Genomic DNA, 18,534 nt, shown 5'->3' on the forward strand with positions numbered 1-18,534 from the left:
TATTATAGCTCCTTTTCTTAGTAAATTCAAGGCTGTGCCGCATAAAGCATATCCCTTATGCGGTCGTGCCTGTGTTTGATTTTATAATGCTATCGTTATATTCTGATCTCGCCTGAGAATACAGTTACTGCATCGCCTGTGAGGTATACAGTTTCATCTGTATATCTTATCTTCAGGTTACCGCCCTTAAGGATAACTGTGATCTCTTCGTCCTTCGGGCAATAGCCGTTGAGAACTGCCGCTACGACAGCAGCGCAAGCGCCTGTTCCGCAAGCAAATGTTTCGCCTGAACCTCTCTCCCATACACGCATTTTAAGTGTATGGCTGTCTACTACCTTTATGAACTCAGCATTTACTCTTTCAGGGAATATGCTGTCATACTCGAAAGCAGGTCCGATCTTGTCGATATCGAGGTTATCAACATTCTTTACAAATACTACTGCGTGTGGATTTCCCATTGATACGCAGGTGATGTTGTAATCCTCTCCTCCGATATTGACCTTTCTGTCAACTACTCTGCCGTTTTCATCAGGATCAAGTGCAACAGGTATCTGAGCAGGTTCAAGTATAGCCTTGCCCATATCAACAGTAGCGCCGTTTACCTCGCCGTAGTGACGGCTGAGAGATACCTTGATTATTCCGGACAGTGTTTCGATAGTCATTTCATCGCTGTCTACCAGTCCGTTGTCACGCATAAACTTGGCAACGCATCTGATACCGTTTCCGCACATCTTACCCTCTGAGCCGTCGAGATTATACATCTTCATCTTAGCGTCAGCTACCTTTGAACGGCAGATGAGGATAACGCCGTCGCCGCCGATACCGAAGTGTCTGTCGGAGAGGTTGAGTGCGAATCCCTCTGGGTTATCTATTCTCTGGTCGAAGCAGTTGAAGTAGATATAGTCGTTTCCGCAGCCCTGCATCTTAGTGAACTTAAGGGTCTGCTTTTCACTTCTCATATCGTTGATATCAACTATCTCAGTTGTTGACTCTGTATACTTACTGCGGATAGACGCTGCGATAGCGTTTGCAGTATCGATAGAAGTAAGGCAAGGGATATTCCATTCAACAGTCTTACGTCTGATCTTAACGGAATCTCTCGTAGGTATTCTGCCCTTTGAAGAAGTTGAGATAACGTATGAGATCTTTCCGCTCTCGATAAGTGTGAGAGTGTTCTTATCCTCTGACTCATGGATCTTCTTAACTTCCTCAGCCTCTATGCCGTGATCGTGGAGTACCATAGCAGTACCGTGAGTAGCGTAGATCTTAAATCCGAGGTCAGCGAACATCTTTGCGGTCTGAGGTATCTCAGCCTTATCCGCATCTCTTACAGTAATGAACACGCCGCCCTTAGCGTCAAGCTTATAGCCTGCTGCTGTAAGTCCCTTATAAAGTGACTCTTCAAGTGAGCTTGAAACTGCAAGGACTTCACCTGTTGACTTCATTTCAGGTCCGAGGTGGTTATCAACGCCGATAAGCTTTTCAAATGAGAATACAGGAACTTTAACTGCAACATAAGGTGAATTTCTGTAAAGACCTGTGCCGTAACCCATATCAGCAAGCTTTTCGCCCAGCATACATCTTGTCGCAAGGTCTACCATAGGTACGCCTGTTACCTTTGAGATGTAAGGGATAGTTCTTGAAGAACGTGGGTTTACCTCGATAACGAACAGCTCGTCATGGTAAATGAGGTACTGGATATTTACAAGTCCCTTTGTATTGAGTGAGATAGCCAGACGCTTTGAGCAGTCAACTATTCTCTCGATAAGCTTATCAGAAACGTTCCATGCAGGGTAAACTGCGATAGAGTCACCTGAGTGGATACCTGTTCTCTCGATATGCTCCATGATACCCGGGATAAGGATATCCTCGCCGTCGCAGATAGCGTCGATCTCAAGCTCTGTACCCATAAGGTACTTGTCGATAAGTACAGGGTTCTCGATTCCCTGAGCGAGAATGATAGCCATATACTCCTTGATATCATCGTCGTTAAAAGCGATTATCATATTCTGTCCGCCAAGTACATATGAAGGACGCATAAGAACAGGGTAATGTATCTTATTTGCGATCTCAAGAGCTTCCTCAGTTGTCATAACCGTAAAGCCTTCAGGTCTTTTGATCTTGAGTTCTTCAAGCAGCTCGTCAAATCTTTCTCTGTCCTCGGCAGCGTCGATAGAATCAGGAGGTGTTCCCAGTATTCTTACGCCATGCTCATTGAGGTGCTTTGTAAGCTTGATAGCTGTCTGACCGCCGAAGGCAACAACTACTCCAACAGGTTTTTCAACTCTGATGATATTCATAACGTCCTCATCTGTAAGAGGCTCGAAATAAAGTCTGTCGGCAGTATCGAAGTCTGTTGAAACTGTTTCAGGGTTATTGTTTACGATAACTACATCATAGCCATGCTCTTTGAGCGCCCATACGCAGTGAACTGACGCATAGTCGAACTCGATACCCTGACCGATTCTTATAGGACCTGAACCGAAAACTATAACTGTCTGTCTGTCAGAACCCTTGCTCTGAATGAACTCGGCAGCCTCGTCCTCGCTGTCATATGTTGAATAGAAGTAAGGCGTCATAGCAGCGAACTCAGCAGCGCAGGTATCTACCATTTTGAATACTGCGTGAGCAGGCTTTTCTATCTTCTTTCCTGAAAGGCGCTCGATGACCTTATCAGGGAAGCCAAGCTTTTTAGCGTGGATATATGTTTCCTCAGAATAATCGCCCTTTGCAAGCTCTCTTTCAACGTCGATAAGCTTGCGGAGTTTATTAAGGAACCATTCGTCTATCTTAGTGATAGCGTGGATCTCGTCAACAGTCGTACCTCTTCTGAGTGCCTCAAAAACGATGAAGAGTCTTTCATCGTTGCACTGATGAAGTCTTGCAGCTACCTCTTCATCACTAAGCTCCTCATACTTAGGAGCAGTAAGATAATCAAGACCTATCTCAGCGCCTCTTACAGCCTTCATGATAGCCTGTTCAAAGGTTGTGCCGATAGCCATTACCTCACCTGTTGCCTTCATCTGAGTACCGAGGTCACGCTTAGCGTAAACGAACTTATCGAAAGGCCACTTAGGCAGCTTAACTACAACGTAGTCGAGTGCAGGCTCGAAGCAGGCATATGTCTTGCCTGTAACGGCATTCTTGATCTCATCAAGGGTATAGCCGATAGCGATCTGAGCTGCGACCTTGGCGATAGGATAACCTGTTGCCTTTGACGCAAGTGCAGAAGAACGTGAAACTCTCGGATTTACTTCGATAACTGCATAGTCGAATGTTTCAGGGTTAAGTGCGAACTGACAGTTACAGCCGCCCTCAACTTTAAGTGTATCAATGATCTTCAGAGCGGCAGAACGCAGCATCTGATATTCCTTATCTGCAAGTGTTACAGTCGGAGCGATAACGATAGAGTCACCTGTATGTACGCCGACAGGGTCAAAGTTCTCCATAGAGCATACTGTGATAACGTTGCCCTTTGAATCTCTCATTACCTCGAACTCGATCTCTTTCCAGCCTGCTATACACTTCTCAACGAGTACCTGTGTGATAGGTGAAAGGTAAAGACCGTTTCTTGTGATATCTATAAGCTCTTCTTCATTATTAACGATACCGCCGCCTGTTCCGCCGAGGGTGAAAGCAGGTCTGATGATGAGCGGATATCCGATACCGGGCTGATTTGCAAAGTCAACAGCGTCCTCAACGGTATTTACGACCTTTGAAGGGATGCATGGCTGACCGATGGACTCCATAGTGTCCTTGAACATCTGTCTGTCCTCAGCCTTGTCGATAGTTTCAGGGTTAGCGCCCAGAAGCTTTACGTTATACTTGTCAAGGAAGCCCTCTTTTGCAAGCTGCATTGAAAGGGTAAGTCCTGTCTGTCCTCCCAGTGTGGAGAGCAGCGAGTCAGGACGCTCTTTCTTGATAACTCTTTTTACAGTTTCAAGTGTAAGCGGCTCGATATAGATCTTATCAGCCATAGCGTTATCTGTCATGATAGTAGCAGGGTTTGAGTTGATAAGTATTACCTCAAGTCCCTCCTGCTTAAGCGCACGGCAAGCCTGTGTGCCTGCATAGTCAAACTCAGCAGCCTGACCTATGACGATAGGACCTGAACCGATAACAAGAACTCGCTTAATATCTTTATTTAAAGGCACTTATATTCAATCCTTTCTTAATGATGGATTTTTCAAAAAAATCTGAAATATTATTTGTTCTTCTTATTTTCCTCTATAAGGCTGATAAATTCGTCGAACAGGAATCCTGTATCGAGCGGTCCGCCGCAAGCCTCAGGGTGGAACTGTACAGAGAATGCAGGCTCGTCAAGATATCTTACGCCCTCGCAGGTACCGTCATTCGCATTGACGAATGACACCTCTGCGCAGGCAGGGAGAGAATCGTTCACTACTGCGTAGCCGTGGTTCTGTGAGGTAATATAAACTCTGCCTGTTTTAACGTTCTCGGCAGGCTGGTTTGCTCCTCTGTGGCCGTACTTGAGCTTATGTGTCTGAGCGCCGTGAGCAAGAGCGTAAAGCTGATGTCCGAGGCAGATACCGAAAGTAGGTATCTTCTTTTCAGAAAGCTTTTTCAGTTCCTCAATGATCTCTGTGTTCTCAGCAGGATCTCCTGGGCCGTTTGAAAGCATTATTCCGTCCGGAGCAAGCTCCATAACTCTTTCACAGGTAGTATAAGCAGGCACTACCGTTACCTCGCAGCCTCTCTTAACGAGTGAGCGGCAGATATTAGCCTTTGCGCCGAAGTCGAAAAGAACTACCTTATTCTTTACCTCGCCCTCAGGTGAATAAACCATTTCCTCTTCACAGGTCGTATTCTTTACTGCGTCGATTATCTTATAATTCTTGATATCTGTAAGACCGAAGCTTGCTCCCTCAGGAACGATCCTTCCGTTCATTACACCATGCTCTCTTACTATTCTTGTAAGCTGGCGGGTGTCGATACCATACAGACCTACTATGTTCTGCTGTTTTAAAAAAATGTCAAGATCACCCTCGCAACGGAAATTGCTAGGCTCTTGACACCAATCTCTTACAATATAAGCTTTAACGTGAGGACATTTGCTCTCAAAATCACTGGGAATAACACCGTAATTACCGATCAAAGGGAAAGTCTGAACGACGATCTGACCATAATAACTAGGGTCAGTAAGTGTTTCGAGATAGCCTGTCATAGCTGTTGTGAAAACAATTTCACCAATAGCTTCGCCTACCGCACCGAAACTTTTACCCTCAAAAACAGTACCGTTTTCCAGAATCAGATATGCTTTCTGCACTATAAGCTCCTCCTTTTTTACGCAAATTTTTACGATTAATATTATACCACAACCTCAGTTCTTTGTAAAGGGGGTTCACACTTTTTTTAGAAAGCAAATTAGACAAACATAATAAGATAATTAACAATAATTTGTGAGTTAATTTTTACTGTACAAAAAAACGCACAGCAGTCAATGAAACGCCGTGCGCACACAAATATATTTATATTATTCCGCTGTAAGACAGGCTGATGTCTGTTCGGAAGTTTTCTTTTCTCTGAATATCAGACCGAAAACCGCTCTCACGATAGGACCTGCAAAGAATATCTGCCAGCAGAGAGCCATTGGGAAATTTATCGCCGTTGTCTGAAGCCATACTGCGATCACCTGCTTGCCTGCATTTTTAAAGAGCAGAGTTGCCGCAAGGCTCATGATCGGACACATAAAGATAACTGAAACTGCCGAAATGGCAAGCACCAGAAAGAACGGATTATCCCTCTTTACGTTCACCATTTTAAAAGCTTTAGCCTTTGCTATCTTTCCCACAACAAAAAAGTCCGCAATAAATGCGATAGGACCCATTATAATGAGTTCGTGAAATGCAGATAGAAACACGCTGTTATCCATACCGCCGATATTGAGAGCGATATTATAGCATATCATAGCGTACACCATAACAAACACCATTATAACTGTAAAAACTATTTCCTGAAACAAATTTTTGGGCATAAAAAATCCTCCTTAAATAAAATAACTAAACAATACTTCTAAGAATATGTGTTGTTCGTTAATCATTCAGGAAGAATGTACGTTTCCAATAAAACCTTATTCTGTTTAATATTATACCACAAAACAGAAGTCTGCGTCAATGTAAAAAATAGCAGATATTTTTCTTTCCATTCGATGATATTTTCCACAATCTGCTCATAAAAACAGACTGCCTGTAATTTAGGGCAGTCTGTGGTTTCATCAGTTAAATTCAAATCCGTTTGCTCTTACATTATCTATAAGATCGCCCAGTATCTCCGCATTGGTCTGAGATACCGAATGGAGGAGATATATAGCGCCTGGGTGGGCGGCGTCGGTAAGCTTTTGCAGGGATTGCTGTTTATCAGGCTGGTTGTTCACGTCCCAGTCGGCATAGGCAAAGCTCCACATCATTGTCCTGTATCCGCAGTTTGAAGTCACTCCGAGGGAAAACTCCGAGAACTCTCCCATAGGCGGGCGGAAAAGCGTCATATCATAATCAAACTTTTCCTTTATATACTTGTGCATATCCTTTATCTCGCTCTCGCAAGCCGACTGGTCAAGGCTCGGCATCGAATAGTGGTGGACCGAGTGGTTTCCGATAATATGCCCCTCGTCTATCATACGCTGAACAAGCTCAGGATTTTTTTCTGCATAGTCCTCCAGCAGGAAGAACACAGCCTTTACCTTTTTCTCTTTCAGCGTATCGAGGATATCGGCAGTAAATCCGTTTTCATATCCCTGATCGAAAGTGAGCGTTATTTTGTCGCTTTTCTCATCTATGGCGCAGGCATTAAGTCCCCCGTACTGGGCATTAAAATCAAGCGCACCTGTTGTGCGGTTCTGCTGATCCGTCTGAACGCCCTGACCATAGCCGTTGGACTCTCTTGACAAAGCTGAAAGGTCAAGCTTTTTCTCCTCTTTCGCCCTTACCGCTCCCACAGGTTCAGCCTGTGCGGAAGTTACTGTTCCCGTCTTATCCGTCTTGTCCTGCACGTTTTCCTCTCTGCCGCCTGCGCATGAAGCGAGCATAGCCGCCGAGATGATCACCGCCGCAGGCATAATTAGCCTGCCTTTGAGTTTCTTTATATTCTTTATATATAGTCGCATTTTCATATCCTCCTTTTCGGTTATTGTGCGCCGAAAAGGGATATTAATACGATATAAATAAAAAAGGGAAACGGTAAATACTTCCGCTTCCCTTTTGTTCTCTCATTATGCCTGAAGATAGCTCTTAACAAGCGCCTGCAAAAGCTCGTCCCTGTCAATATGTCGGATCAAGCTTCTGGCATTGTTATAAGTAGTTATGTAAGTAGGATCTTCTGAAAGAATATAACCTACTATCTGATTGATCGGATTATAACCCTTTTCCTTAAGTGCGTCATAGATAACTGTAAGCGTTTTTTTCAGCTCCGCTTCCTTATCTCTCGCAACGGAAAATTCCATAGTCTGTTCGTGCATAAAAGCTCAACTCCTTACTATATAAGCTTAAATATAATAAATATTATGAACATAATCCACTTTATATATTATACTCCATTTTAACGAAAATAACAAGCTTTACATGAAATTTTATAATTTGTTAACAACCTACGCCAATAAAATTTACATTCTGAGTTCAGCGCCTATATTCTTGAGTTCCTTAAGAGCCTTTTCCATAGCCTTATCAGCCTGCTCGTCTGTAAGTGTTCCGTCGAGGGATCTCATGGAAATAGAGTATGATACGGACTTCTTGCCCTTTTCTATCTGCTCGCCCTTATAAACGTCAAACAGCTTGATATTTTCAAGTATTCCGCCCACAGCCTTCTTTATAGCCTTTTCAAGCTGTGCAGCAGGTATCTCATCATCACATACGATTGAGAGATCTCTTGTTGTTGCAGGGAACTTAGGCAGCGGCTTATATGTCTTAACGGAAGTAGAAACCTCCATAAGCTCAGGAAGGTTAATCTTTCCTGCATATGTTCTTGCCTCGATACCGTAGTTCTCCATTGTCTTAGGGTGAAGTTCACCGAAAATTCCGATCTCCTTACCGTCTACCTTGACAACGGCACATCTGCCCGGGTGGAATGCGCTGTACTCATCGAATGAGCAGTCAGCTGAAGCCTTTTCAAACTCAACATTCTCTGCGCCTGCCTTGCTGAGAAGTCCCTCAACTATACCCTTTGCAGAATAGAAGTCAAAATCAGTTGTTGTATCATAAACCGCAAAGCCAAGTCTTTCAGGCTCGTTTGGAAGCACCTCGCCCTCAACAGGGAGATATTCGCTGCCTACCTCGAAAACATAGCATTCAGGGTTTCTGTAACTGTAATTTCTGCCTGCAACTTCAAGAACTGACGGAATGATAGTTGTTCTCATAACGCTTGTGTCCTCGCCGAGAGGGTTCATTATAGTAACTGTGTTTCTCAGCTTTGAATCAGCAGGAAGATTTATCTTATCAAAATACTTAGGCGAAATGAATGAGAATGTGGAGATCTCGTTTACGCCCATAGCAAGCATAGCGTTTCTTACTGTCTTATCGAACTTCTGCTTTGGAGTTCTCTGAGCCTGCGCAACACCTCTGATGATAGTATCTGGGATATTGTTGTAGTCATAAATTCTTGCAACTTCCTCAGCGATATCAGCCTTGCACTCCAGATCTATTCTGAACCAAGGTGAAACTGCCTTGCCGTTCTCAACCTTGATATCAAGGCTTTCGAGAGTCTTTATCATCTGCTCCTCAGGGATATCTGTACCGAGGAACTTATTTATCCACTCAGCGTTGAACTCAACGGTCTTAGGCTCTTCGCTCTGATAGTTTTCATCTATGATCGTATTTACGACCTCGCCTGCGCCAAGCTCTTCAACAAGCTGGCAAGCTCTCATAAGAGCCTCATAGCACTCGTGAGGATCAAGTCCCTTTTCGTATCTTGCGGAAGCGTCTGTTCTCATACCGAGCTTTTTAGCTGTGGTTCTTACAGATGCGCCGTCAAAGCAGGCAGACTCAAAAACAACGGTAGTTGTATCGTCCATTATTCCGCTGTATTCGCCGCCCATTACGCCCGCTACTGCAACAGGCTTTTCAGCGTCGGCGATAACGAGCATCTCTTCTGAAAGCGCTCTTTCCTCGCCGTCAAGAGTTGTGATAGTTTCTCCTGCCTTAGCGTTTCTTACGTTGATCTCTGCGCCGCTTACATATCTGAGGTCGAAAGCGTGCATAGGTCTGCCGTATTCGAGCATAACATAGTTTGTGATATCAACGAAATTATTTATCGGACGAACGCCGCTTGCACGGAGTCTTTCTCTCATCCAGCGTGGTGAAGGTCCTATCTTTACATTCTTAACTATTGCGCCCATATATCTCTTGCAGAGGTCGGTGTTGTGTATCTTCACCTTGAGCATATCGTTTATATTGCCCTCGATACCCTTGAACTCAGGCTTCTTTACCTTAAGCTCCTTGCCGAAAGTTGCGGCAGTTTCTCTTGCAAGACCGATAACGGACAGGCAGTCAGGTCTGTTTGAAGTTATCTCGAACTCTACCTTTGTATCATCAAAGCCGATAGCCTTTTTAAGATCCATTCCGACAGTCTTGTCGCATTCGTCGCCGAGGATAAAGATTCCGTCCTCGATAGCATATGGGAAATCGTGAACAGTAAGACCAAGCTCGCCCAGTGAGCAGAGCATACCGTTTGACGCAACGCCTCTCAGCTTGCCCTTTGTGATCTTTACCTGCTTGCCGTCGTGGAGAACGGTAGACTTATGCTTTGCAACAGGGACAAAATCGCCCTCGTTTACGTTCTGCGCACCTGTAACGATCTGAACAGGCTCGTCCTCTCCAACATCTACCTGTGTGATGACCATATGGTCGGAGTCCGGATGAGGAACGACTGAAAGTATCTTACCTACTACAACATTTGAAAGGTATTCGCCCTCCTGCTCATAGCATTCTACCTTTGAGCCTGAAAGTGTTATACCCGAAACAAAATCCTTTATCGGCATATCGCAGTCAACATAGTCTGCGAGCCATCTCATTGAAAGATCCATTATATTTTACCTCCTATTATCAGAACTGCTCTAAAAATCTCATATCGTTCTCGTAAAGCAGACGCATATCGTTTATGCTGTATCTGCCCATTGTGATTCTTTCAAGTCCGATACCGAAAGCAAATCCGCTGTATACCTCAGGGTCGATACCGCAGTCTGCAAGCACCTTAGGGTGTACCATACCTGAACCGAGAAGCTCTACCCAGCCCTCCTGCTTGCACATTGAGCAGCCTGCACCGTGGCAGTTGAAGCACATAAGGTCAACTTCTGCTGAAGGCTCTGTATATGGGAAGTGGTGCGGACGAAGTCTGATCTTTGCGTCCTCGCCGTAAAGACGTTTCATAAGCAGTTCAAGAGTACCCTTGAGGTCAGCCATTGTGATACCCTTGTCGATAACAAGTCCCTCGATCTGGTGGAAGAGAGGTGAATGAGTAGCGTCAACAGCGTCAGAACGGTAAACTCTGCCCGGTGAGATGATTCTGATCGGCGGCTTCATCTTCTCCATAGTTCTGATCTGAACGGAAGATGTCTGCGTTCTCAGCAGTACGTTTTCATTGATGTAGAATGTATCCTGTGTATCTCTTGCAGGGTGATGCTTAGGCATATTAAGAGCCTCAAAGCAGTAGTGATCCGTTTCTACCTCAGGACCTTCAACTATGTCAAATCCCATACCGAGGAAAACTTCCTCTACCTCTTCAAGTGTTACGTTAAGAGGGTGAGCACGTCCTATCTTCTGCTGTTTTCCGGGGAGAGTAACGTCAAGCTCCTCTTCCTTAAGTCTGAGCTGCTCCATTTTGCTTTTAAGCTCTGTCTTTCTTTCAGTGAGAGCCTCTTCGATATCTGCTCTTACCTTGTTCGCAAGCTGACCGATAACAGGTCTTTCCTCAGCGGAAAGCTTGCCCATCTGTTTAAGTATTGAAGTTATCTCGCCCTTTTTGCCGAGAAATCTTACTCTGAAATCTTCCAGCAGCTTGGCGTCGCTTATCTGTGAAAGCTCTGCCTTTGCACGTTCTTCAATGTTTTTCAACTGTTCTTTCATTGCTTATCCTCCTAAAATAATAAAAGCCCTGTCCTGAACTAATCAGGACAAGACTGCACAGTATGCTTATCTTGCTTACCACCTATTAGCAGGAGCCGACACTCCCCCGCCTTATAACGCAGGCATACGTTTCCGCTTACTGCGACTTCGGCGGAACCACTCGCAAGTGAACTTCGGCAGGTCATGATACAAAACGCTTTCAGCATAATGCGTTTCTCTCTGAGGACCATTGATACTGCTTACTCTCTCGGTCATCGTGTTTGAAATTGTGATATTACTAATTAAGATTATATTAGCACATTTCCGCTCCCATTTCAAGGGCATTCATAGAAATTTTACAACTGCTGTTTCTAAGAAATTTTACAACTATTGTTTCTATGAAATTTTACAACTGCTATTTCTATGAAATTTACAACTATTACTTCTATGAAATTTTTACAACTGTTCTTTATAGTCCGTGCTTATGGAGCTTATCCCATTCCATATCCTCTTTGGAATAATATCCGTCGCCGTCCTCGTCATCTATTTTGTTGTATTCCTTGTGTGGGTATTTTATCTGCTCGTAGAAATCGTCTATCAGTTTAAGCTTTGACTTTGTGTCGGCGAAAAAAAGCGTTACTGTATTATTTTCGGGGATATATTCTGCCTCTTCTCCGTTTTTAAGCAAGGTTTTGAAATCGGACTCCTCTGCCGCCCTTAACTCCACCACAAGTCTGCCGCGATTATTCTGACTGGATCTTTCTATCTCATCAAAATATATGACCGAGCAAAGCTTTTTGCCGCTTAGTCCCGAAACCTGACAATGTTCAAATCTGTCTGAATATATCCTTGTATATTCCTCAGTATCACGGCTCAGCGCATAAAATCTGTACAGCAGCAGAGCGGTAACTATATTGCCGACGGCTATGAGCATAAGAAGTATTTTTACCAGCGCAACAGGCGACAGAAAAGATATCCCGAAGATCACTGCTCCGAGAATTATATTTCTGTACATATTGGAGCGCATTTTTTTATGCTCCTGAAGATCGTGAACGGCTTTTGCCTGCCTTTCCGCTCTTGAAAGCTTAGGCGGGAACTCATAAAGCAGCTTGTTTGTATTCTCCTCCACAGCGGTACTCCTCTCCTTTTCTTATGTATATATTATAACAGACCGCAGGGCATTTTACAACAGCACTAAGGATATATTTCTGCGTTATTTAATATTTAAACAGGCAGCAAAGCGGTCTAATTTTATCATAGACAAATTTGACCGCTTTACGATTTGATTATTTCAATTATGGTTGATCCAAATAAAATGTCGTATCCTGTGAGCCAACTTGATGATAATAACTGCTGCCTTCTTTTTTTACATATTTATCTATGGATACGATCATTGTTGACGCACCTTTTGGATTAAATGTACCTCTGCCATCAGGGTCGATCGTAGAAACCGGATTTAGACTTGCTTCAAAATCTTTGTGTGTTCCCGGTGAAAAAATAACATCCTCACATAGCGTTGAATCAAATATAGAATCATTACCAAAACGAGTACCTAACCACATTTCTATTTTTTCATCACTGTAATTATTAACTTCAAGGATCAGTTGATGATACTCACTCATTCCAGTAACATAGACCTCAAAATCACTATCACTATAAATGCAAGTCCTCATGCCTTCATAAAAAGTTTCATAAGTTCCTGATAATGTGGACTTATTAACAAATGTTGGTTTGCCCTGCGTTTTTATATAACCATATTTTCCATCATATGCTGTATAGTACCAGTCATATTCACCGCAATCCCAGATATCTATTTTTGTCTTGCTCGGAATAGTTGCAAGCTTTTTGCCACTGTCAGACTTAGTTTCCCTCAGAACAAGTGAGCTGTCAGAATCGCCGCCTACTATCGCTTCACCCATATATGCATAATCAAGACTGCTGCCCGAAGTTTTACCGCAGACCTCACAGGTCTTAGGATATGCTATTGTTGCAGGGATCCATGAATGTCCGTTAGATTCGCCTTTCTTTTCACCGCATATCTCGCAGGTTTTCGGCTCAGTACAGGTCGCATCTTTCCACTTATGTCCATTAGCTTTTCCGGTGGTAGCATTACAGTTTTTACAAGTTTTAGGTTCTGTACAGGTTGCGTCTTTCCACTCATGAGGGAGTGCCTCGCCCTCTGTTTCACCGCATACAGCACAGGTTTTAGGGTTCTGACAGGTTGCCTCTATCCATGAATGTCCTAACGCTTCTCCGTTAGTTTCTCCGCACACACTGCAAATCGCAGGTTCAAGACAGGTAGCCGCAGACCACTTGTGTCCCAACGCTTCACCCTGACTTTCACCGCACACCTTGCATATTTGTGGTTCGGTACAGGTCGCCTCGTTCCAGTCATGCCCTAATGGTTTACCCTTTTCTCTTTTACATATACTGCATATCTGCGGCTGAGTGCAGGTAGGTTCAGACCATTCATGTACACACAGAACGTGGGAGGCGAACAGAACACCCACAGTCGCACCCAGAACGACAACTACTATTCCAAAGATCAGCAAAATTTTTTTCCAGCCTTTTATTCTTGGCGGCTGATTTTCCTGCTCACCAACATCAGCATCATTATTATCATCAATATCATTATTATTTTCATTCTGCTGACTTTCCTGCTCGGAATTTTCCTGTTTGTCACATTCATTTTTATATGCGTCATCGTTGTTATCGTTTTCATCTTTTATCAAAGGTTCTACTGACGGTTCCATAACTATTTTCCTCCTATACTTTCTCTATTTTTATCAATATATACACATCAAATATAGGCAATATAAACGCTTATTTTATCTTCAGTTTCATTATAATATTTTATTAAAAGCTTGTCAAGCGTGGTCGGGGTAATTTTAGCATCAGATGTATTTCTGCGTTTTTTGAAGTTTTATGACGGCAGATACAGATATATGCAGATCTTTAAACATTTATAAAATATTAATTTGTATAAAGTTGTAATATTTTATACATACGGCATTGATTTTTTTCTCCGACTATGTTATAATTTTTATGAAACGTAAAAAAGCTGCAAACAGCAGTATGATTTGCATTATGCAGCGGTGACAAAATATCAAAAGAAAGGTCTGTTAAAATGTACATAGATTTTCATTCTCATTTTCTTCCAAGAATAGATGACGGCTCAAGAAACGTTGAAGAATCTGTAAAGATCTTAGACGAAATGGCAGCCAACGATACTAAAATTATCGTAGCCACTCCGCACTTTTACTGCAGCGAACAATCTGTGGACAGATTTCTTGAACGCAGAACAGCGGCATTTGAAAAGCTCAAACCGCATCTGAAACCTGAACACCCTGAGATATATTTCGGTGCAGAGGTGCTTTACGATCAGGCTCTTGTGGGATACGATAAGCTTTCAAAGCTGTGCATCAGCGGAACTAACTGGCTGCTGCTTGAAATGCCTTATGTTCAGCTTACCGACAAGATAATAAACGGCGTTGCTGAGATAGTCGATTCGGGAGATGTAAAGGTCATAATCGCACACATTGAACGTTATCTGAATTTTACGTCTATGAAAGAACTTATGCAGCTTATGCAGCTTGACGTTGTGGGACAGATAAATGCAAAATCCCTTACAAAATTCTCGTCAAAGAGAAGCTGTATGAAACTTATAAAAAGCGGATGCGTTCAGCTGTTAGGTTCAGATTATCATAGGATAGGCAGAGGCGATGTCACGGTAAATCACGGATATGACATCATTGAAAAGAAGTTTGAAGGCTTCAAGAATATGTCCGAAGAAAAGGGTAAAGCTATCCTTGCGGACGAGGCTTTTGAAAATATTATCTGAATAGTAACATAAAATTAATTTTATTTTTTGAAAAACTGTTGACAATAGTGTCGGAATATTGTATAATTGTTGTGTTAAATTAAATAGCCTTATCAAGAGTGGTGGAGGAAACAGGTCCTGCGAAGCCCGGCAACCTGATCTTTGTATCAAGGTGCTAAATCCTGCGGTTATTTCCGAAAGATGAGGAAATTTTCAATGAATTTTCAGCTCTCAATTTTCGGATTGAGAGTTTTTTTATGGCTATTTACTTTGTACATCTATAAGTAAACCGACCCTTATGTTTAAGAAAGGAATGGAAAAAGTTATGACAAGATCACTGTTTACATCAGAGTCCGTTACTGAAGGACATCCCGATAAGATCTGCGACCAGATCTCAGACGCAATTCTGGACGCTATGCTGGCGCAGGACCCTATGTCAAGAGTTGCCTGCGAAACTGTTACCACAACCGGTATTGTAATGTGCATGGGTGAGATCACCACAAAAGCACAGGTAGATATCCCGCAGATAGTAAGAGATACAGTTATTGAGATAGGCTATGACAGAGCAAAGTACGGCTTTGACGGTCACACCTGCTCAGTAATGACAACTATCGACAAGCAGTCACCTGACATCGCTATGGGTGTTGACAATGCCCTCGAAGGCAGAGATGAGAACGCTTTCGACACAGGCGCAGGAGATCAGGGTATAATGTTCGGTTATGCCTGCGACGAAACTCCTGAGCTTATGCCTATGCCTATCTCACTGGCTCACAAGCTTGCGCTCAAGCTTACAGAAGTAAGAAAGAACGGTACTCTTCCTTACCTCAGACCTGACGGAAAGACTCAGGTAACTGTTGAATATGATGACGGCAAGCCTGCAAGGATCGACGCTGTTGTAGTATCTTCACAGCACGATGACGCTGTAACTCTCGAACAGATCAGAGCAGACATTATCGAAAAGGTTATAAAGGCAGTTATCCCTGCTGAACTTCTCGATGAGAACACAACTTACTTTGTAAACCCGACAGGCAGATTTGTTATCGGCGGACCTCAGGGCGACAGCGGACTTACAGGAAGAAAGATCATCGTTGACACCTACGGCGGATATGCACGTCACGGCGGCGGAGCTTTCTCAGGAAAAGACCCGACAAAGGTTGACCGCAGTGCAACATACGCTGCAAGATACGTTGCAAAGAATATCGTTGCCGCAGGACTTGCATCTAAGTGCGAGATCGAGCTTGCATATGCTATCGGCGTTGCAAACCCAGTTTCAGTAATGGTAGATACATTCGGTACAGGCAAGGTTTCAGACGAAAAGCTTTCAGAAGCTGTTACAAAGGTATTCGACCTTCGTCCGTCTGCTATCATCAAGAATCTTGACCTCAGAAAGCCGCAGTACAAGAAGCTTGCAGCTTACGGTCACATCGGAAGAGAAGATCTTGGTGTTGCTTGGGAAAAGACCGACAAGGCACAGGCTCTTCTGGACGCTGTTAAGTAAATTTCAATAATTTTGCTCATACAAAAACTGCTGTATTCAAAACGGATACAGCAGTTTTTTATTTATCTTATTAAATTGTTCAGCTTAATTTTGTTTGTCAGATATGCTTTATACGTTCTACTTTGTACCCTTTATAATAGGTGAAAGCGGCTTGTAAATAAGTATCGTAACAGCGGCACATATTACACCCTTTATGAATGTGAAAGGCAGATTGAATATGCACAGCGCTGAGAAGATGCTCTTTACATCAGGCATTATCTGCTGATACATACTGAGAATAAGAGCTTCGCCGCCGAAAGCCTTGAAATAGATCGGGTAAACTATGAAATAGTTCAGCGGCAGGCTGATAAGCGTGAAAGCCGCCGCACCGATAATACTTCCGATGACCGCTCCCTTTTTAGTCTTGTTTTTAAGATAGATCATTCCTGCTGTGAACGTAAAAACAGCCGAGGTAACAAAGTCGAAAATATCTCCGATACCCATTGTCGTACCCATACCCTTTATAACGATATGGATAAGATTTTTTATAAGGCAAACTGCAACTCCCGCCGCCGGTCCCATAGAAAATCCTGCAAGCAGTGATATAACGTTTGAAAGATCAAGCTTTATAAATGCAGGCATAAGCGGCACAGGGAAATCCAGATAATATATCACCGTGGCTATTGCGCTCATCATAGCTATCATAACTATTTTTCTTGTTGTGAACGTCTTGCCGCTTGGCACTGCGTTCATATTTGATGTACTCGTCATTATAAATTCCTCCAAATAATTAAAATTATCGGGAGAAACGCAGGAAAATAATGCAAAAGCCCCCGACTATATATCGGGGGCGCAAATTCAAAATTAAACTGTCGTTTCTTCCATCCGGACTTTACCGTCGGTTTCGGAATTTCACCGAATCAGCGCATCTCTGCGGTCGAGGACTATGACCTCCGGTGTGGAATTTCACCACCCCTGAAACACAATGTTAAATTTAAGCTGAACAAAAGATACAGGCTAACGCCTTAAAAGGATCATTCCTCAGTATCTTCCTCGTCAAGTTCTGAAAAATCAAATTCAAGATTTTCGCCGCAGTTAGGGCAGTCAACAGAACCCTCTGCAATGATGTTCTCACCAAGCATAATTGTGTCGCCGCAGTTAGGACATACACACTCATAAAGCTCTTCATCGTCAAAATCATCATCGTCGTCACAGCAGCCGCAGTCACAATCGTCGTCATCGCAGTCATCGTCACAGTCGCAGCCGTAAACTTCGTCTTCAAGGCTGTTAAGATCTTCGTTAAGAACATCTACCAGCTCAACTGTTTCATCGACCTCTTCTGCAACATCCTCGATAGTTGCTGCCATTTCGTCAAGAATGTCAGCCATAGCTGTAAGGATCTTGCCCTCATTTGTTGATTCGTCTATCTTAAGTCCGTCCATAAGACCCTTGAGATATGATACCTTCTTTGAAAGCTCCATTATAAAAGACCTCCTTTTTACCGATCGGTTCAATTAACCGCCGTCAGATCAAATATCAGTTTATGCACGCTCCATGTACTCGCAGGTACGGGTGTCGATCCTGATCTTGTCGCCTGTGTTGATGAAGAGAGGAACTCTGATCTCAGCACCTGTTTCAACAGTAGCAGGCTTTGTTGTATTTGTAGCTGTATCGCCCTTAACGCCAGGCTCTGTTTCTGTTACTTCAAGGTCAACGAAGTAAGGAGGCTCAACGCCGAATACCTGTCCCTTATAGGAAAGGATCTTACATACCATGTTTTCCTTAACGAACTTGAAGTTGTCTGAAAGCTCGCCTGCATTTACAGGGATAAGCTCATATGACTCAGGATCCATGAAGTAATAGAGATCGCCGTCGTTGTATGAATACTCCATATCCTTTCTCTCAACATAAGCTGTTGGGAACTTAGCTGTCGGGTTGTATGTCTTTTCAACAACTGAGCCTGAGATAACGTTCTTTACCTTAGCTCTTACGAAAGCTGCGCCCTTACCAGGCTTAACGTGTTGGAATTCAACGATCTGCATTACGTTGCCGTCTTCCTCAAATGTCATGCCGTTTCTGAAATCACCAGCAGTTACCATATTTTGTACCTCCAAATTATATTAAACTGTATGAATGTATCAACGCAAACATACACGCATACTCATATTAATATCATAACATATAAT

14 protein-coding genes and 2 riboswitches are annotated in these 18,534 nt (G+C 43.2%); of the genes, 2 read left to right on the forward strand and 12 right to left on the reverse strand.

Annotated features, from left to right (window positions below):
* Nucleotides 1-95 precede the first annotated feature (95 nt).
* The 9 genes from carB to Q0E19_RS05180 form a co-directional block, all read right to left on the reverse strand.
* A complete protein-coding gene (gene carB / locus Q0E19_RS05140; RefSeq protein ID WP_294407985.1) occupies nucleotides 96-4,154 on the reverse strand; it encodes a carbamoyl-phosphate synthase large subunit in 4,059 nt (1,352 codons plus the stop codon).
* A 50-nt stretch (nucleotides 4,155-4,204) separates the two neighbouring features.
* A complete protein-coding gene (locus Q0E19_RS05145; protein WP_294408078.1) occupies nucleotides 4,205-5,290 on the reverse strand; it encodes a carbamoyl phosphate synthase small subunit in 1,086 nt (361 codons plus the stop codon).
* Between the two features lie 204 nt (nucleotides 5,291-5,494).
* Nucleotides 5,495-5,995 carry a DUF2798 domain-containing protein gene (locus Q0E19_RS05150; RefSeq protein WP_294407986.1) on the reverse strand — a complete coding sequence of 167 codons (501 nt, stop codon included), beginning with the start codon at nucleotides 5,993-5,995 and terminating at the stop codon, nucleotides 5,495-5,497.
* A gap of 240 nt (nucleotides 5,996-6,235) precedes the next feature.
* Nucleotides 6,236-7,123, reverse strand: coding sequence for a polysaccharide deacetylase family protein (locus Q0E19_RS05155; RefSeq protein ID WP_294407987.1), 888 nt, complete (start codon nucleotides 7,121-7,123; stop codon nucleotides 6,236-6,238).
* Nucleotides 7,124-7,228: 105 nt separating this feature from the next.
* Nucleotides 7,229-7,474 (reverse strand): IreB family regulatory phosphoprotein, encoded by a 246-nt coding sequence (locus tag Q0E19_RS05160; protein WP_294407988.1) that lies wholly within the window; start codon nucleotides 7,472-7,474, stop codon nucleotides 7,229-7,231.
* 144 nt (nucleotides 7,475-7,618) lie between these two features.
* Nucleotides 7,619-10,033 carry a phenylalanine--tRNA ligase subunit beta gene (gene pheT / locus Q0E19_RS05165; protein ID WP_294407989.1) on the reverse strand — a complete coding sequence of 805 codons (2,415 nt, stop codon included), beginning with the start codon at nucleotides 10,031-10,033 and terminating at the stop codon, nucleotides 7,619-7,621.
* Nucleotides 10,034-10,052: 19 nt separating this feature from the next.
* Nucleotides 10,053-11,072: a phenylalanine--tRNA ligase subunit alpha gene (gene pheS / locus Q0E19_RS05170; RefSeq protein WP_294407990.1), complete on the reverse strand. Its 1,020-nt coding sequence runs from the start codon at nucleotides 11,070-11,072 to the stop codon at nucleotides 10,053-10,055.
* A 448-nt stretch (nucleotides 11,073-11,520) separates the two neighbouring features.
* Nucleotides 11,521-12,180, reverse strand: coding sequence for a hypothetical protein (locus Q0E19_RS05175; protein WP_294407992.1), 660 nt, complete (start codon nucleotides 12,178-12,180; stop codon nucleotides 11,521-11,523).
* Nucleotides 12,181-12,346: 166 nt separating this feature from the next.
* Nucleotides 12,347-13,804: an SH3 domain-containing protein gene (locus Q0E19_RS05180; protein WP_294407993.1), complete on the reverse strand. Its 1,458-nt coding sequence runs from the start codon at nucleotides 13,802-13,804 to the stop codon at nucleotides 12,347-12,349.
* A 374-nt stretch (nucleotides 13,805-14,178) separates the two neighbouring features.
* Between Q0E19_RS05180 and Q0E19_RS05185 the strand changes: the two genes are divergently transcribed.
* Nucleotides 14,179-14,892 carry a CpsB/CapC family capsule biosynthesis tyrosine phosphatase gene (locus tag Q0E19_RS05185; protein ID WP_294407995.1) on the forward strand — a complete coding sequence of 238 codons (714 nt, stop codon included), beginning with the start codon at nucleotides 14,179-14,181 and terminating at the stop codon, nucleotides 14,890-14,892.
* An 86-nt stretch (nucleotides 14,893-14,978) separates the two neighbouring features.
* Nucleotides 14,979-15,079: riboswitch (SAM riboswitch) on the forward strand.
* A gap of 117 nt (nucleotides 15,080-15,196) precedes the next feature.
* On the forward strand, nucleotides 15,197-16,369 hold the full coding sequence (metK, locus tag Q0E19_RS05190; RefSeq protein ID WP_294408079.1) for a methionine adenosyltransferase: 1,173 nt from the start codon (nucleotides 15,197-15,199) through the stop codon (nucleotides 16,367-16,369).
* 117 nt (nucleotides 16,370-16,486) lie between these two features.
* Here the strand turns inward: metK and Q0E19_RS05195 are convergent, their stop codons facing one another.
* The 3 genes from Q0E19_RS05195 to efp all read right to left on the reverse strand — a co-directional run bounded on the left by Q0E19_RS05195 (nucleotide 16,487) and on the right by efp (nucleotide 18,447).
* Nucleotides 16,487-17,119 (reverse strand): ECF transporter S component, encoded by a 633-nt coding sequence (locus Q0E19_RS05195; RefSeq protein ID WP_294407996.1) that lies wholly within the window; start codon nucleotides 17,117-17,119, stop codon nucleotides 16,487-16,489.
* A 98-nt stretch (nucleotides 17,120-17,217) separates the two neighbouring features.
* Nucleotides 17,218-17,335: riboswitch (FMN riboswitch) on the reverse strand.
* A 47-nt stretch (nucleotides 17,336-17,382) separates the two neighbouring features.
* Nucleotides 17,383-17,829 (reverse strand): CD1247 N-terminal domain-containing protein, encoded by a 447-nt coding sequence (locus tag Q0E19_RS05200; protein ID WP_294407997.1) that lies wholly within the window; start codon nucleotides 17,827-17,829, stop codon nucleotides 17,383-17,385.
* Between the two features lie 60 nt (nucleotides 17,830-17,889).
* Entirely contained in the window at nucleotides 17,890-18,447 is a 558-nt protein-coding gene (gene efp / locus Q0E19_RS05205; protein WP_294407998.1) for an elongation factor P, read from the reverse strand.
* Nucleotides 18,448-18,534 lie beyond the last annotated feature (87 nt).

This window comes from uncultured Ruminococcus sp., from assembly GCF_934476685.1.
In the GTDB taxonomy this organism is placed as follows: domain Bacteria; phylum Bacillota; class Clostridia; order Oscillospirales; family Ruminococcaceae; genus Hominimerdicola.

Excerpts from the sequence above, each read along its gene's own strand:
- Q0E19_RS05160 (WP_294407988.1), bottom strand. The coding sequence starts at position 7,474 with ATGCACGAACAGACTATGGAATTTTCCGTTGCGAGAGATAAGGAAGCG.
- Q0E19_RS05150 (WP_294407986.1), bottom strand. The coding sequence starts at position 5,995 with ATGCCCAAAAATTTGTTTCAGGAAATAGTTTTTACAGTTATAATGGTG.
- Q0E19_RS05195 (WP_294407996.1), bottom strand. The coding sequence starts at position 17,119 with ATGACGAGTACATCAAATATGAACGCAGTGCCAAGCGGCAAGACGTTC.
- Q0E19_RS05180 (WP_294407993.1), bottom strand. The coding sequence starts at position 13,804 with ATGGAACCGTCAGTAGAACCTTTGATAAAAGATGAAAACGATAACAAC.
- Q0E19_RS05185 (WP_294407995.1), top strand. The coding sequence starts at position 14,179 with ATGTACATAGATTTTCATTCTCATTTTCTTCCAAGAATAGATGACGGC.
- metK (WP_294408079.1), top strand. The coding sequence starts at position 15,197 with ATGACAAGATCACTGTTTACATCAGAGTCCGTTACTGAAGGACATCCC.
- efp (WP_294407998.1), bottom strand. The coding sequence starts at position 18,447 with ATGGTAACTGCTGGTGATTTCAGAAACGGCATGACATTTGAGGAAGAC.
- Q0E19_RS05155 (WP_294407987.1), bottom strand. The coding sequence starts at position 7,123 with ATGCGACTATATATAAAGAATATAAAGAAACTCAAAGGCAGGCTAATT.
- pheS (WP_294407990.1), bottom strand. The coding sequence starts at position 11,072 with ATGAAAGAACAGTTGAAAAACATTGAAGAACGTGCAAAGGCAGAGCTT.
- pheT (WP_294407989.1), bottom strand. The coding sequence starts at position 10,033 with ATGGATCTTTCAATGAGATGGCTCGCAGACTATGTTGACTGCGATATG.
- Q0E19_RS05200 (WP_294407997.1), bottom strand. The coding sequence starts at position 17,829 with ATGGAGCTTTCAAAGAAGGTATCATATCTCAAGGGTCTTATGGACGGA.